Raw genomic sequence first — 14658 nt, 5'->3', positions numbered from 1 at the left:
GAGCCCGCCCCCGAACCCTTCACACAGGTGCTCGACGGCGGCGTTTGACGGGGTCAGGCCTGGAGCTTGGGCTTGCGGACGATGACCTTGCCGGCGACGGTGCCGCCATCGATCGGCAACACGGTCCCGGTCACGTACCGCGACCGGTCCGTCGCGAAGTAGAGCGCCGCCTCGGCGACGTCCTCGACCGTGCCTTCCCGCTTGAGCGGGCGGTCGTTGCGCATCTGCGCCCGGATCCCCGCCTCGAACTCCTCGATCCGCTCCCGCTCCTCCGGCGAGGCCGACTTGGCCACGATCGCGGTACGGATGTTACCGGGGGCGATCGCGTTGACCCGGATCTCGTAGTGGGCCAACTCGATTGCCGCGCACTTGGTGAACTGGATGACCGCAGCCTTGGACGCACGATACGTCATCACGCCACCGCCGGCCTGAATGCCGCCGATCGAGGTGAGGTTGAGGATCGAACCGCCGCCGTGCTCGGCCATGTACCGCGCGGCATCGCGGGTTCCGGCCATCACCGCACGGACGTTGACCCGCATCACGGTGTCGAAATCGGCGAGATCGTCGTCCAGGAACCGGCGGTGCATACGCCCCGAGACACCGGCGTTGTTGACCATGACGTCCAGGCCACCGAACGTCTCCACCGCGGTCGACACCAGGCGACCCACCTGCTCGACGTCACTGACATCGGTGCGCAGGAACCGGGTGTTCTCGCCGAGTTCGGCGGCCAATGTCGTACCCCGGTCCTCGTCGACGTCGCCGATCATCACCTTGGCGCCCTCGGCGGCGAACCGGCGCACCAACCCTTCGCCGAGACCCGACGACCCCCCGGTGACGACCGCGACTTTTCCGGCCAGCTCGTTCATTGCACCTCTTTCAGGAATTCCAGCAGTACCGCGATGAGCGCGGTGGGCTGTTCGATCTGCGGACAGTGCCCGGCAGCGGCGATCACCGCACTACGGGCACCGGTGATCTGACCGGCGATCTCAGCGGCCCAACCGGACGGCAGCAGCTTGTCACGATCCCCCTCGATCATCATCGTCGGCACACCGATGCGGCCATAGGCCCGTTGCGACGACGGCATCGCCGGCGCTTCCAGACCGGGTCGCCGAAACCGGGCCGCGGCCAAGGTTTCCCAGGCTCCCGGCGCAATGCTCGACTCGTACCGCCGCTGCACATACGCCTCGTCGGCCGGGTAGGCCGGATCGGCGAACAAGGCGGTGACGATGCGCCGCATCCCGGCCAGGGTGGCGTCGTAGTCGTACAACGCCGCCGAATGTTCGTTGCGCTGGATCTCCCCTCCCCCGCAGATCGCGGTGAGCGATCGCACGGGGAGACGCGGGGCATCCGAGGTGGCGTCGACCAGAAGGTTGATCGCCCCCATCGAGTTGCCGACGAAATGCGCCTCAGCGATACCGAGTTCGGTGCAGAACGCAGCGATGTGCCGAATCCGCATCCCTCGGCCGTCGTTGAAATCGATGACCTTGGCACTCTCTCCGAAGCCCAGCATGTCCGGCGCCAGCACCCGGTAGTGCCCGGCCAGGTCGCCGATGACGCGCTCCCAACCCAGTTCGGCGCCGGCACCGAATTCACCGCCGTGCAGCAGGACGACGGGGTCCCCCTGCCCGGCTTCGAGGTAGCTGGTGGTCAGACCGTCGACGACGATCGTCTTACGTGCGAAGTCCACGGTCGTCATCGCGCCGCCCCGCTGGACCGGGCAAACGTCAACAGCTGACTGGCCAGCATGTCGAGTTGGCCACGGACCGGCCCCTCGGTCAAAACCCCTGACTCGTCCCAGATCTTGTCCGCCGAGTTGATCGCCACCCCCAGCGGCGTGGGCCAGGCTCGCAACGAGTGACCGATCGTCCGTAGCTGCCCCAGCGTCCCGACCGCGGCCTGCCAACCGTAGGCGCAGCTGATGCAACCCCACGGGGTGTTGTCGAGGTAGACACGTGGGTCCTCGCGGAGATCCTCGATGTAGTCCAGCGCGTTCTTGACCAGGCCGGAGATCGCACCGTGGTAGCCGGGTGAGCCCACCACCACGGCATCGGCGTCCCGCAGCGCGGAGACGAACTCCAGCGCCGCGGGCGTGCGTTCCAGCGAGTGCGGTGCGTACATCGGCAGTTCCAGATCCGGGCCGGCGAACATCCGGGTCCGGCCCCCTTGCCGTTCCACCGATTCCAGGCAGTACCGCACGGCCCGCTCGGTCGAAGAGTCGGCACGCAAGGTGCCGCCGAGCCCGACCACGAACGGGACTTTCTCAGTTGACGTCATAGTTCCTCATTTGATCGCAATGGGATTCACCGGCGAGCCGACGCCGCCGGTCACCCGCAACGGCGGGGCGATGAGCTGAAACTCGTACACCCCGTCGGCCGCGCAGTCCGCGGCCAGCGCCCCCAGATCCCAGTACTCACCGAGCATCAGTCCCATGTCCCGCAGGCACAGCATGTGCATGGGCAGGAAGGTGCCCTCGACACCGTTGGCCGGATCGGGGTCCTCGACCATCAGATTGTCGGCAGCGACGGCGGCAACCTGATGATCGTGCAGCCACGAGGCGCAGTGCCAGTCCAACCCGGAACCGGGTTCGGTTCCGTCGCCGCTGGCCAAAAACCTAGTCCACCAGCCGGTGTGGACCACCACGATGTCGCCGGGTGTGATGGACACCCCCTGCGCGCGGGCCACGTCGTCGAGTTCGGCCGGGGTGATCGGATTGCCCGGTTCCAGGAACTGCTCGGCGCCGCGGTGCCGCACCACGTCGAGCAGCACGCCGCGTGAGGTGATGCCCTTGCCGTCGACCTTGTCGATACCACAGTGGAAGGCACCGAAGCTGGTGACCGAATCGGCGGGAAACCCGTTGTAGAGCTTGTCCTCGTAGTACACGTGCGACAGCGCGTCCCACTGCGTGGCCGCCTGCAGCGGCATGACGATCATGTCGTCGTTGAAGCGGAACGGATTGTCCACGAAGAACTCACTGACCTGATGGGCCACCGAATTGCGCAGCCACTGTGGCCCGTACTGCGCGAGCGTATTCGCGTCCCCACCGTCGACGGTCATCACATGGGTCGGGTTCTGCCGGAACTGGAACGCCCCCTGCGGGCCGGCCGAGGAGAAGTCACCGCCGAGCGCGAACACCTTGCCCTGCTTGACGAGTGACGCACCCTCGGCGACCTTGCCGGGAGTGATCAGGTTGAGTGTCCCGAGCTCGTCGTCAGAACCCCAGCGTCCCCAGTTGCGCACATCGTCGGCGACCTTGCGAAAGTCGCTCATCGTTCCGGCCAAGCTAGCTCCTCTGCTCAGACTCGTCTACCGCATCGATCACGGTAGCCTCCCGCTGGGCCAGAATGCCGCCGTCGGCCCAGATCACCTGCCCGGTCACGTAACTGGCGGCCGCGCCGCCCAGGAATACCAGCAGCGCCGCCTGTTCGGCAGCCTCCGAGTTGCGGCCCAGCGGGGTGGTGAACGAATCCAGGTACTGCTGACCGTAGGCCGAGCGCAGCTGGTCGAGAATGGGCGTGTCGGTGACGCCCGGCGCCGTGCAGTTGATCCGGATCCCGCGCGCACCGAGTTCGGCGACCCGGGACATCGCGTACAGGATCGCGGCTTCCTTGGACAGTCGATAGCCGCCGTCGGCCAGTGCCTCGGGGTGCTCAGCGCACCATCGTAACCCCTCATCGACCGACCGGGTGCGTATCAAACCCGCTGTGACACCACGATTTTCCCGATACCCAGATGCCGCCAACGAGGACACCGAGGTGATCGATCCACCCGCGGGAATGCGGCCTTCCAGCAGTTCGGTGAACTGCCGGGTGCCCAGGAAGTTGATCCGTACCACCAGAAGCGGGTTGCCGATGCCCGAGGACACACCGGCCACGTTGAACAGGGCGTCCACCGGACCACCGACCGCGCCGGCGGCACGATCGACGGACTCCGGGTCCGCCAGGTCCAGTTCGATGAACTCCTCGGGCAGGTGATCGGGCGGTCGAATGTCCAGACCCGTCACCCGGGCGCCGAGCTCACCCAACGCGCGGGTGACCTCGGCGCCGATACCCGACGCGCAGCCGGTGACCACGACGTGTTTACCGTCGTAGCGCACCAGCTCGTCCAGGGCGGTCACCTCAGCTCGCGTTCCCGCGGGCTTCCTTCTCCGCCTGCGCCGCCTTGACCCGGCCCTCGTTGATCTCGGCCATCGCCTCAGGGATCTCACCGGCGGTGAACTTGTCGCGGCCGGTGGGCAGGCCACCGAAGGCGTAGGTCTCGTCGAACAGCGGGGCGTCGGACGGACGGCGACGCGCCTCGACCTTCTCGATCACCGGTGCCAGACGCTTGGCCTTGTTCGCCACGGCCTTTGCATCGCGCTCGATGAACTCGGGCAGGATCTCCTTGCCCATGATCTCGATGGATTCCATGGTGCCCTCGTGGCTGCGCGGGTTGAGCAACAGGATGATCTCGTCGACCCCGCTCGCCTCGTAGCTGCGCAGGAATTCGCGCACGGTGTCGGGCGAACCGATGGCGCCGCGACCGGGCCCGTAGGCCAGCGTCGGATCCTCCTTGACCGCTTCCTGGTAGCGCTCCCACACCTTGGTGCGCCCGGGGGTGTGCATGCCAGTCAGGTAGTAGTGCATGATCCCGAACGAGAAGAAGCCACCGCCGATGCCCAGCCGCTTGAGTGCCTCGTCGTCGGACTTGGCCACCATCATCGACAGGTCACCGCCGATGGCCAGGATGTTGGGGTTGATCGCCGGGGTGATCGGCGCACCGCGCTCTTCGAATTCCTGGTAGTAACCGTCGACGCGCTCCTTGAGCGCCTCGGGGCCGGTGTAGGCGAAACTCAGTGCACCGATGGCCTTCTGGGCCGCCATCTGCACCGACGACGGGCGGGTGCAAGCCACCCAGACCGGCGGGTGCGGGCTCTGCAGCGGCTTGGGGATCACGTTGCGGGCAGGCATCTCGACGTGCTCGCCCTTGAAGCCGGTGAACGGGGCTTCGGTCATACAGCGGATGGAGACCTCGAGGGCCTCTTCCCACATGGTGCGCTTGTCCGCCGGGTCGATGTCGAAACCGCCCAACTCGGCGACCGAGGAGCCCTCACCGGTGCCGAACTCGACCCGTCCGTTGGACAGGTGATCCAGGGTGGCGACGCGCTCGGCGATGCGGGCCGGGTGGTTGATCGGCGGTGGCAGGTGCATGACACCGAAACCCAACCGAATGTCCTTGGTGCGCTGGCTGGCTGCAGCCAGGAACATTTCCGGCGCGGTCGAGTGGCAGTACTCCTCCAGGAAGTGGTGCTCAGTCAGCCAGACGGTGGAGAAGCCAGCCTTGTCGGCCGCCTCGACCTCGGTCAGTCCGTGCTGGAACAGCTGATGTTCGTCATCCTCCGACCACGGCCGAGGCAGTGGGAACTCGTAGAACAGCGAAATCTTCATCGGTTTCCTCCTGGGGTGTTGCTGACGTTGTCCTGGACTTGATGATTGACGGTGTGTGAAGCAGGTTGTGCGACAAGCTGTTCAGCTTGGAGATCGGCGATGTGTCTGGCTGCCACATACCCGAAGGTCATCGCGGGCCCGATCGTTGCGCCCGCGCCGGCGTAGCTGCGGCCCATGACCGCCGCCGAGACGTTGCCCACCGCATACAACCCGGCCACGGCCGACTCGTCGGCACGCAGGACCCGGGCATACTCGTCGGTGCGCAGCCCGCCGGAGGTGCCCAGGTCGCCGAGGATGATCTGGAATGCGTAGTACGGCGGCTTGCCGAGTGGACGCAGATTGGGGTTCGGCAGGGTCGGGTCCCCGTAGTAGTTGTCGTACGCGCTGTCGCCGCGGTTGAAGTCGTCGTCGTGCCCGCTGTGCGCCAACTGGTTGAACCGCTCGGCGGTTGCCCGCAGATTCTGTTCCGGCACACCGATTTTACCGGCCAACTCCGCCCAGCTGTGCGCTTCGACCACGACGCCGGAGTCCATCCAGGCCTGCGGAACCTTGCGCCCGGTGGGAACCGGGGCGAACGGGATCTTGGGGATGGGCAGGTGCCCGCCCACCACGTAACGGTGAAACGAGTCGATGTCGGTGACGAGCCAGCACGGGATGTGGTCGATACCGGACTGCTGTCCCTCGATCATGGCGTGGGCGAAGTCCATATAGGGCGCAGCCTCGTTGATGAACCGCTCGCCCTCGCCGTTGACCACGAATTGCGACGGCATCATCCGCTCGTTGAGCATGAACTGCAGCCGTCCGTCGGGCCAGCAGATGGCCGGGAACCACCACGCCTCATCGAGCAGTTCGGTCGCGCCGCCGGCCTTCTCACCGGCCCGGATACCGTCACCGGTGGCCGCCGGATTGCCGAAACTCCAATCCTTCTCGAGCAGCGGCAGATGTTCCTTACGCCACGCCATGTCATGGTCGAAGCCGCCGGAGGCCAGGATCACTCCTCCGGTGGCCCGGATTCTGACCGCCCGCCCATCTCTTTCGATGACCGCGCCCAGCACCGCGCCGTCCGCACCGGAGATCAGCGAGGTCATCGGCGCGTCCAGCCACAGCGGGACGTCGTGCTGCTTGAGCGCCAGTCGCATCCGGGCGGCCAGCGACTGGCCGATCGCCGCCATCCGGTCGCCGAACACCCGGGCCCGCACCATCCGCCAGATGAGTTTCAGCAGCACTGCCTTGCCGCGCCAGTTCTGCCTGACCTGGTAGAACATCCGAAGATCCTTGGGGGCAAACCAGATTCCCCTGGGCGCCAGCGCCAGCGGGGCCAGCAACTCCTGCTCGTGCTCGCCGAGCCGGCGCAGATCGATTTCCGGAACATTGATCGTGCTTCCCTGGGCGGAGCCACCCGGCAGCTCCGGGTAGTAATCGGCGTAGCCGGGCTTCCAGACGAACTCGAACCAGTCGCTGTTGTGCTCGAGAAAGTCCATCATCTCGGGCGCGGCCTCGACGTACTTGCGCAGCCTGGCATCGCTGACGGTGCCCTCGGTGATCTGCTTGAGGTAGTCGAACACCCCGTCCGGTGAGGGCACATAACCGGCCCGGCGCTGCGACGGCGCCCCGGGCACCCAGATACCGCCACCGGAAAGTGCGGTGGAACCGCCGAAGTGGGAGGACTTTTCGACCACGAGGGTTTTGAGGCCGGCCGCATCGGCCGCCAGCGCAGCCGTCATGCCGCCGCCCCCGGAACCGACGACGAGCACGTCGACCGTTTCGTCGAAGCCCTCATCGGCCGTCTGTGCAGTGGTGTCTGAAGTCATGCTGCGATCCCTACCGCCGTCCTGATTGCGAATCCTGCGATCAATTCCGGTGCCGCCCGGTAGAAGTGATTTCCGGTCCGGTACGGCCCACTGGCTGCGAGCGCCGCGAATGCGGCTACCCAGGTGCGGATTTCATGCGCCGAGTTACCCCCTTCGCTGGCGATGAAGCCATTGGACCAGCTGTCCAGATCCGTCAGCCGGCCCTCGTCGAAGATCTCCAGCAGGCCGTGGTCCCACTCCGGGTTCAGCGGCCGTAACGCACTGTCACCGTGTGCGAAGTCGTGCGCAGCCTGGCTCACCGCGCTCTGCCGGGCCATCCGCTGTTGGTCGGTCATCGGGGCCCCGTGCACGATCCGGTCCAGCGCGGCCGGCGGTGCGGTGGCCAGCGTGGGCACCGGCGGGTCATGTGACAAGCCACCGGATCCCAGCACCAGCACCCGCTTGTCGAGGGTGCACAGGAACGCGCCGACGGCCGCACCGAGTGCGCGGGAGCGCGACAACGGCCCCAGCGGTGTGGCCACCGAGTTGATGAAGATCGGCACGACGGGATGCGCTGTCGCCTCGCCGAACAACTCCTGCAGCGGCTGCACGGTGCCGTGGTCGACATCCATGCTCGTCGAGATCGCAATGTCGACACCGGACTCCCACACCGCCTCCGCGCATTGCTGCGCGATGTCGCCTGCGACGTCCAGCGCACCCTGGTGCGTTCCGTAGTCCCCGACTCCGGACGCGGCGGTGCCGATACAGAACGGGGGCATCAGCCGGTAGAAGAACCCGTTGTAATGATCCGGGGAGAAGGTCACGACCAGTTCAGGGTCGTAGTCGGTAACAAAGTCACGAGCACGACCGAGCGCCGAGCCGATCTCGTCGAGGAGCTCAGCCGACGGTCCCGGAAGATTCAGCAGTGGGCTGTGGGACATACAGCACAGGGCTACTGGCACCGTTCACTCCTCCCTCCATCAGATGCAGGACGTCGAACAAGGCTGCGCTGAGCTCCGGGGCGCGCTGGGCGATGTCGGCCCCGGCGATACACCGGTCCGGGCGCAGCACCAGCACCGATTCAGCGTGTACGTCGAACCACGATTTCAGCGCGCCCGTACAGTCCCCGACGATCACCACGGACCCGTCATCGTGGTCGGCGTCGTGCCCGGTCCAGAACAGCTGGGTCTGCGGCCGGGCGGCAATGAACCTCGCGCCCAGGGCTTTCCAGCGTTCATAGGCCTCCTCGCCGAGCAGCGCGCGAGGATTGTTGTTCCAGCACAGCACCGCGAAGTTCAGTCCGATCACGTCATCGAGGAGCACGTTCGACTGTTCGCGGGTATCGACCCGAGGTTGGATGAACAAGGTGCCCACGGGCGAGTCGGCCGTCGGCGGCTTCGGGTGGTAGACCGCGCCCTGCTCGTAGCGCGGCATCGGCTTGAACCGCATCTCGAGTACGTAGCGCTTGAGCGCCGGAACCACCGAAGCACCGCGAATGAGCTTGTCCCGCAACACCGCGACCTTGCGGTTGGTGGGCGAGATGACCCGTCCCACCAACGTGGACAGGTCGATCATCGCCCGGGCGTGCTTGCGACGCTCGGTGTCGTAACTGTCCAGCAGCGCATCGCCGGCCTGGCCGTTGACCACCGCGGCCAGCTTCCAGCCCAGGTTGGCCGCGTCGCGGATACCGCTGTTGTAGCCCTGCCCCTGCCACACCGGCATCAGGTGCGCGGCATCGCCGGCCAGCAGGAACCGGCCCTTGCGGAAGTTCCCCGCGATGCGGGAATGGTGGGTGTAGACGCGGCGACGGATCACGTCGACCTTGTCGGGATGTGGGACGTACGGGGCCAGCAGCCGGGCCACGAACTCGGGATCTTCCGCCTGCTCGTCGGTTTCGTCGGCGTGGATCATGAACTCGAACCGGCGGATACCGTGGGCGATCGAAATTGATGCGTACGGCCGGTCCGGATCGGCACCGACCTCGCTGTTGGGGTGCCCCAGTGGATCATTGGCCAGATCCACCACCACCCAGCGAGTCGCCGACGTTGTGCCGTCGAACGACACCCCCGCGATGCGGCGGGTGACACTGCGTCCGCCGTCGCACCCGACCAGGTACCGCGCCTGTACCGCGGGGATCTCCGGACCGAAGTCGACTTTCACCCCGTCGGCGGTCTCGACGGCCGAATCCATCCGACGCCCCCAGGCCACCTGCACGTGGTCGAACCGGTCCAGCCCGGCCAGCAGCTGCGCGTCGACCAGCGGCTGAACGAATCCGTTGCGCTTGGGCCAGCCGAATCGGGCATCCGGGGGAGCCATTTCGGCCAGCAATCTGCGGTTGCCGTCGTAGAACCGCAGGATCTGATTGGGCACCGTGTGCGGAAGAATTCCCTCCACCAGCCCGATGGACTGGAAGGTACGCAGCGATTCGTCATCGAGGCCGACACCACGCGGGTAGTCGATGAGGGTGTCGCGTTCCTCCACCACGAGTGTCCGGACACCCTGGATTCCAAGGACATTCGCCAGGGTCAGGCCAACCGGCCCAGCCCCGACGATGATGACGTCGACCACTTGGTCAGTCACGCGCGGTCCCCAGCAGAAAGTCCAGATGCAGGCGGTTGAAGGTCTCGGGGTCTTCGTACTGCGGCCAGTGCCCACAATCCGGCATCACCTCGAATGCCGCACCCGGGATCATCGAGGCGATGCGCCGACCTTCGCTGACGTCCGCGGTCGGGTCGTCACTGGTCCACAACACCAGGGTCGGCGCGGTGATCGAGCCGTATTCCTTCTCCCCCAGCAGGTTCCGTGCGCGGATCTCCGGATCCTGCAGTGCCATGATGTCGCTCATCGCGCCCACGAAACCGGGCTGGCGGTACACGGCCTGCCGACTGGCCACGATGTCGTCGTAATCCTTTGTCTTGTCGGCCATCAACCATTTGATCCGGGCCTGCACGGTTTCCCACGTCGGGTTCTCGGCGGCCGCCATCGACAGCATGATGATCCGCTTCATCACCTCGGGATCGGCCTGCGATCCACCGGCGGTGTTGAGGACCAACCGGTCGATGCGGTCGGGATGATCGGCAGCGGCCCGCGCCGCCACCCAACCGCCCAGCGATTCACCCGAGATGTGGGCTCGCTGCGCGCCGATGGCGTCGAGGAAGCCGATCAGGTGATCGACGTAGTGCGATACCTCCAGCGGGTGTCCCGGCTTGTCGGTGTAGCCGTGCCCCAGCATGTCGATCGACCAGGTCGAGAAGTGCTCGGCATGAGACGCCAGATTGCGCACATAGGCCTCGGCGTGCCCACCGGACCCGTGTAGCAGGACCAGCACAGGCAGGGTGGGGTCACCGGCATGCAGGTAGCGGGTGCGGACCCCGCCCACATCGAGGTAGCCCTGCGAGAACGCCACGCCTTGGAGATCGGCCCAGACGCTCTCGTGCTCAGTGGCCGAAACGGAACCAGATGCCGGCCCGGCGGCAGTGCTTGTCATGTTCCCCTCTCCGGAACTGAAGAGAATGATATTCTCCGAATTTGTAAGCACTTTGCTCATATAGCGCACATCAGCGTGCATTATTATCAGAGCATCACTCTCGCGGTTTCATCTGTCAAGGAGGGGCGCGATGCCGGCCAAGGCAACCCCGTCACAGGCACAATCGAAGACCGACGGCGCTCCCAACGGGGTGCCAGGCTCGCAGACGCTGGCGCGTGGACTGAGCGCTCTGGCGGCCGTCGCCGCAGCCCCGACCGGCCTCACCGTGCAACAGGTTGCCGATCACGTCGGAGCCCATCGCACGATCGCCTACCGACTGCTCGCCACGCTGAGCCAATTCCGGTATGTGACAAAGGGGGAAGACGGCCGCTACCGGCCCGGCGCCGGGCTGGCGGCACTCGGCTCGTCGTTCGACAACAACATGCGCCAACTCAGCGTCCCGACCCTGCGGGCACTCGCAGACGAGCTCGGCAGCACGGTGTCACTGCTGGTGGCCGAGGGCGATCAACAGGTGGCGGTCGCCGTGATCGTCCCGACGCAGGTGTTCTACCAACTGTCGTTCCACGAAGGCAGCCGCCACCCGCTCGACCGGGGTGCGGCCGGAGCTGCCCTACTCGCGTGCATGCCCCCGCGTCCCGGCGAACGCGAACTGGTCCGCCAGACCCGCGAACAGGGCTGGGTGATCACCCACGGTGAGATCGAACCGGACACGTATGGCCTGGCGGTACCCGTGCGCCGACGCCTGCCGTCGCCGCCCACCTGCATCAATCTGATCTCGCACCGCGAAGACGTCGTGCTGGGCGGCAAGGACGCGGTGGTACGAGCAGCAAACGAACTATCGGCGATCCTGTACTGAGAAGGGAATCACAGTGACCCGTACCGAATTTGAGTGGGATGACGAGGTCGACGTCGTCGTACTGGGCAGCGGTGGCGCCGGGCTCACCGCGGCGCTGACTGCCGCGGTCAGCGGCGCCTCGGTCGCGATCTACGAGAAGGCACCGACGGTCGGCGGCACGACCGCGGTCTCCGGCGGCATCGTGTGGATCCCCGCCCACGACCGCAGCGCCGACGGTGCACTGCCGATTTCGGACGCGGTGGACTACCTGCAGGCCCAGTCACTCGGCTACATGGATACCGATCTGGTGGACACGTTCGTGCGGACCGGGCAGGCGATGCTCGACTTCGTCGAGGAACACAGTGAGCTGCGCTTCGCCGTCGCCGAGGGCTTTCCCGACTACAAGCCCGAACTGCCCGGCGGGCGCCCCGGGGGTGGCCGCTCACTGAGCGCGGGTCCGGTGGATCAGGGCAAGCTCGGTACCTGGCGCGACCGGATCACGTCCTTCCCCGCCGATTTCAGCAATGTGGGCATCGACGCGGAAACCCGGGCCCGAATCCACGCCGTCTACGACGATCCCGACGCCGACCTGTGTGTGGCCGGCACCGCACTGATCGCCGGCCTGCTGCGCGGACTGCTCGATCGGGGCATACAGCCGGTCACCGAAGCCCGTGCCGTCGAGTTGGTAGGCGACATCACCGTCATCGCAGGGGTGCGGATCAGTGTCGACGGAGCAGACGTCAACGTCCGCGCCCGCAGCGGCGTGGTGCTGGCCACCGGCGGCTTCGAATGGGACGCCACCCTGGTCGAGGCCTACCTGCGCGGTCCGATGCGCGGCGCGGTGTCGCCACCGAACAACACCGGCGACGGGCTCCGGATGGCCATGGCGCACGGTGCCGACCTGGCCAACATGGGTGAGGCATGGTGGGTCCCGATCGTGCAGATCCCCGGCGACACCATCGACGGACATCCGCGCAGCCGCAGCGTGCGGCTTGAACGCACCCGGCCGCGCAGCGTGATCGTCAACCGAGCAGGCAAGCGCTTCCTGAACGAGGCGGGCGAATACAACTCCATGGCCGGCGCCTTCCAGTACCTCGACCCCAAGCTCGGCTACGCCAACGATCCGGCCTGGATCGTGTTCGACTCCACGCACCTGCAGCGCTACGGCTTCCTCGGCGTCGAACCCGGCCAGCCGGTGCCGGACTGGTTCTGCGAATCGGCCACCCTCGCCGAACTCGGCGCCAAGACCGGCATCGATCCCGCCGGCCTGGCGGACACGCTGAGCCGCTGGAATGACAGCGTCGCGGCCGAGGTCGACCCCGATTTCGGGCGCGGATCCAGTGCATACGACGGCTACTGGGGCGACAATTCGGCCGCCACCCCGGCCGGGCGGACGCTGGGTCCACTCGACACCGCGCCGTTCTACGCGGTGCCGGTCAAGATCGGCGCGATGGGCACCAAGGGTGGCCCGCGCACCGACCGGGACGGCCGTATCCTGCACGTCAACGGCTCTCCCATCCCCGGCCTGTTCGCCGCGGGCAACGCGATGGGAGGGGTGACCGGCAAGGCCTACGGCGGGGCCGGCGGCACCCTCGGTCCCGCAATGGTGTTCGGCTACCGCAGCGGATACACGGCAGCAACGGGCAAGTCGGCCGGCTGATTTCGGTTAGTGTTCGAGACGTGCTCTCGACCCCGCGCAGCGCCGCGCAGACCCGCATCCTCGATGCGGCGCTCGAGCTGATCTCCGAGCACGGCGTCGGCGGCACGTCGCTGCAGATGATCGCCGACGCCATCGGGGTCACGAAAGCCGCGGTCTACCACCAGTTCAAGACGAAGGAAGCCATCGTCATCGCGCTCACCGAGCGCGAACTCGGCCAGCTCGAAGAGTCACTGGAGGCGGCCGAGGCCGAAGGGTCACCCACCCGGGCCCGCGAAATCCTGCTCACCCGGGTGATCACGATGGCGGTGTCGCGTCGACGTGCCGCCAGCACACTGCAATTCGACCCGGTCGTGGTCCGCCTGTTGGCCGAACACGAACCGTTTCAGCAGTTCATCGACCGGCTCTACGCGGCGATGCTGGGCGACCACTCGGAAGACTCCACGCGGGTCCATGCGGCAGTGCTGTCCGGGGTCATCGGCGCGGCGGTGATGCATCCGCTGGTAGCCGATCTCGACGACGACGCCCTGCAGACCGAACTGCTCGCCACCATGCGGCGGGTGATCGCGCTCCCCGACTCAGCGGGCTGAGTCGGCGATCAATTGCGCTGCCGCCGTGTACGGGTCGGTGGTGCCGTCGGCCACGGCGGCGGCCAGCCCGTCCAGCTCCGCGTGGTTGCGCAGCAAGGTCTGGGCCAGCGACAGGATCTGGGTCCTGGCCCGCGCACTGCGACGTTGCGGTGTGTCGGCGCGGTGATGGGCGTCGATGGCCTCGACCAGCTCGGCCAGCCCTTCACCTTGGGCTGCAACAAGTTTGAGTACCGGAACGTTGGCCTCGGCCCGCAGATCGCGAGCGGTCTGATCGGCACCCTCACGGTCCGCCTTATTCACCACCACCAGATCGGCGACCTCCAGCAGACCGGCCTTGGCGGCCTGCACCGCGTCACCCGCACCGGGATTGAGGATCACCACGGTCGGATCGGCGATCGCGGCGATCTCGATCTCCGACTGCCCCACACCTACGGACTCCAGCACGATCAGGTCGTAGGACAGCGCGGCCAGCAGGCGGATCGCCGCCGGCACGGCGGCGGCCAGCCCGCCCAGATGCCCGCGGGTGGCCACCGAGCGAATCAACACGTCGGGGTCGTTGATGTGGGCCGCCATCCGGATCCGGTCCCCCAGCAGCGCTCCCCCGTTGTACGGGGACGACGGGTCGACCGCGAGCACCGCGACCCGCAGACCGCGCTCCCGGTAGGCGCCGACGAGGACGCCGACGGTCGTCGACTTTCCGGCCCCGGGCGGGCCGGTAATCCCGATGACGCGCGGCGAGGAGGGACCCAGGACCGCGAGAACCTCGTCGCGACGGTCACTTTCGACCAGGCTCAGCAGGCGCCCGACGGCACGCTGAGATCCACCGCGCGCCGCGGTGATGAGCTCGTCGATACTGGGTGGGCTGGTCATCACAGT

General features: G+C 66.9%; 14 protein-coding genes. 3 read left to right on the top strand and 11 right to left on the bottom strand.

Going from position 1 to position 14658, the window contains the following annotated elements; genetic code table 11:
• Nucleotides 1–53: 53 nt before the first annotated feature.
• From G6N44_RS25775 to G6N44_RS25730, 10 genes are read right to left on the bottom strand one after another with little or no spacing between them, the layout of a single operon-like run.
• A complete protein-coding gene (locus G6N44_RS25775; RefSeq protein WP_163668940.1) occupies nucleotides 54–866 on the bottom strand; it encodes an SDR family NAD(P)-dependent oxidoreductase in 813 nt (270 codons plus the stop codon).
• Complete coding sequence (locus G6N44_RS25770) at nucleotides 863–1696, bottom strand: alpha/beta fold hydrolase (RefSeq protein WP_163668938.1); 834 nt, start codon at nucleotides 1694–1696, stop codon at nucleotides 863–865. The genes G6N44_RS25775 and G6N44_RS25770 overlap by 4 nt, the downstream gene beginning before the upstream one ends.
• Nucleotides 1693–2274 carry an NADPH-dependent FMN reductase gene (locus tag G6N44_RS25765; RefSeq protein ID WP_163668936.1) on the bottom strand — a complete coding sequence of 194 codons (582 nt, stop codon included), beginning with the start codon at nucleotides 2272–2274 and terminating at the stop codon, nucleotides 1693–1695. Before G6N44_RS25765 ends, G6N44_RS25770 begins: the two co-directional genes overlap by 4 nt.
• Before the next feature lie 6 nt (nucleotides 2275–2280).
• A complete protein-coding gene (locus G6N44_RS25760) occupies nucleotides 2281–3267 on the bottom strand; it encodes a cyclase family protein (protein WP_235682876.1) in 987 nt (328 codons plus the stop codon).
• Between the two features lie 13 nt (nucleotides 3268–3280).
• Entirely contained in the window at nucleotides 3281–4114 is an 834-nt protein-coding gene (locus G6N44_RS25755; RefSeq protein WP_163668932.1) for a coniferyl-alcohol dehydrogenase, read from the bottom strand.
• 1 nt (nucleotide 4115) lies between these two features.
• Complete coding sequence (locus G6N44_RS25750; protein WP_163668930.1) at nucleotides 4116–5423, bottom strand: LLM class flavin-dependent oxidoreductase; 1308 nt, start codon at nucleotides 5421–5423, stop codon at nucleotides 4116–4118.
• Entirely contained in the window at nucleotides 5420–7234 is a 1815-nt protein-coding gene (locus tag G6N44_RS25745; protein ID WP_163668928.1) for an FAD-binding protein, read from the bottom strand. Before G6N44_RS25745 ends, G6N44_RS25750 begins: the two co-directional genes overlap by 4 nt.
• Nucleotides 7231–8154 (bottom strand): 3-carboxyethylcatechol 2,3-dioxygenase, encoded by a 924-nt coding sequence (locus G6N44_RS25740; protein WP_235683131.1) that lies wholly within the window; start codon nucleotides 8152–8154, stop codon nucleotides 7231–7233. The genes G6N44_RS25745 and G6N44_RS25740 overlap by 4 nt, the downstream gene beginning before the upstream one ends.
• Entirely contained in the window at nucleotides 8111–9820 is a 1710-nt protein-coding gene (locus tag G6N44_RS25735) for a bifunctional 3-(3-hydroxy-phenyl)propionate/3-hydroxycinnamic acid hydroxylase (protein ID WP_372508139.1), read from the bottom strand. The genes G6N44_RS25740 and G6N44_RS25735 overlap by 44 nt, the downstream gene beginning before the upstream one ends.
• A complete protein-coding gene (locus tag G6N44_RS25730; protein ID WP_163668920.1) occupies nucleotides 9786–10700 on the bottom strand; it encodes an alpha/beta fold hydrolase in 915 nt (304 codons plus the stop codon). The genes G6N44_RS25735 and G6N44_RS25730 overlap by 35 nt, the downstream gene beginning before the upstream one ends.
• Before the next feature lie 130 nt (nucleotides 10701–10830).
• On the opposite strand from G6N44_RS25730, the gene G6N44_RS25725 reads away from it, so the two are divergent.
• The 3 genes from G6N44_RS25725 to G6N44_RS25715 are packed head-to-tail and all read left to right on the top strand — an operon-like array spanning nucleotide 10831 to nucleotide 13782.
• On the top strand, nucleotides 10831–11556 hold the full coding sequence (locus tag G6N44_RS25725) for an IclR family transcriptional regulator (RefSeq protein ID WP_163668918.1): 726 nt from the start codon (nucleotides 10831–10833) through the stop codon (nucleotides 11554–11556).
• A 7-nt stretch (nucleotides 11557–11563) separates the two neighbouring features.
• Nucleotides 11564–13195 carry an FAD-dependent oxidoreductase gene (locus G6N44_RS25720; RefSeq protein WP_163670345.1) on the top strand — a complete coding sequence of 544 codons (1632 nt, stop codon included), beginning with the start codon at nucleotides 11564–11566 and terminating at the stop codon, nucleotides 13193–13195.
• Between the two features lie 20 nt (nucleotides 13196–13215).
• Nucleotides 13216–13782 carry a TetR/AcrR family transcriptional regulator gene (locus G6N44_RS25715; RefSeq protein ID WP_163668916.1) on the top strand — a complete coding sequence of 189 codons (567 nt, stop codon included), beginning with the start codon at nucleotides 13216–13218 and terminating at the stop codon, nucleotides 13780–13782.
• Here G6N44_RS25715 and meaB read toward each other — a convergent pair.
• Nucleotides 13771–14652 carry a methylmalonyl Co-A mutase-associated GTPase MeaB gene (gene meaB, locus G6N44_RS25710; RefSeq protein ID WP_163668914.1) on the bottom strand — a complete coding sequence of 294 codons (882 nt, stop codon included), beginning with the start codon at nucleotides 14650–14652 and terminating at the stop codon, nucleotides 13771–13773. The genes G6N44_RS25715 and meaB overlap by 12 nt on opposite strands.
• Nucleotides 14653–14658 lie beyond the last annotated feature (6 nt).

Source organism: Mycolicibacterium alvei, assembly GCF_010727325.1.
In the GTDB taxonomy this organism is placed as follows: Bacteria; Actinomycetota; Actinomycetes; order Mycobacteriales; family Mycobacteriaceae; genus Mycobacterium; species Mycobacterium alvei.
This window is presented reverse-complemented; position numbering and strand designations above follow the sequence as displayed.

Bases quoted from the DNA above. Each gene is read 5' to 3' on its own strand.
- G6N44_RS25775 (WP_163668940.1), bottom strand. From the start codon at position 866: ATGAACGAGCTGGCCGGAAAAGTCGCGGTCGTCACCGGGGGGTCGTCG.
- G6N44_RS25770 (WP_163668938.1), bottom strand. From the start codon at position 1,696: ATGACGACCGTGGACTTCGCACGTAAGACGATCGTCGTCGACGGTCTG.
- G6N44_RS25765 (WP_163668936.1), bottom strand. From the start codon at position 2,274: ATGACGTCAACTGAGAAAGTCCCGTTCGTGGTCGGGCTCGGCGGCACC.
- G6N44_RS25760 (WP_235682876.1), bottom strand. From the start codon at position 3,267: ATGAGCGACTTTCGCAAGGTCGCCGACGATGTGCGCAACTGGGGACGC.
- G6N44_RS25750 (WP_163668930.1), bottom strand. From the start codon at position 5,423: ATGAAGATTTCGCTGTTCTACGAGTTCCCACTGCCTCGGCCGTGGTCG.
- G6N44_RS25745 (WP_163668928.1), bottom strand. From the start codon at position 7,234: ATGACTTCAGACACCACTGCACAGACGGCCGATGAGGGCTTCGACGAA.
- G6N44_RS25740 (WP_235683131.1), bottom strand. From the start codon at position 8,154: ATGTCCCACAGCCCACTGCTGAATCTTCCGGGACCGTCGGCTGAGCTC.
- G6N44_RS25730 (WP_163668920.1), bottom strand. From the start codon at position 10,700: ATGACAAGCACTGCCGCCGGGCCGGCATCTGGTTCCGTTTCGGCCACT.
- G6N44_RS25725 (WP_163668918.1), top strand. From the start codon at position 10,831: ATGCCGGCCAAGGCAACCCCGTCACAGGCACAATCGAAGACCGACGGC.
- meaB (WP_163668914.1), bottom strand. From the start codon at position 14,652: ATGACCAGCCCACCCAGTATCGACGAGCTCATCACCGCGGCGCGCGGT.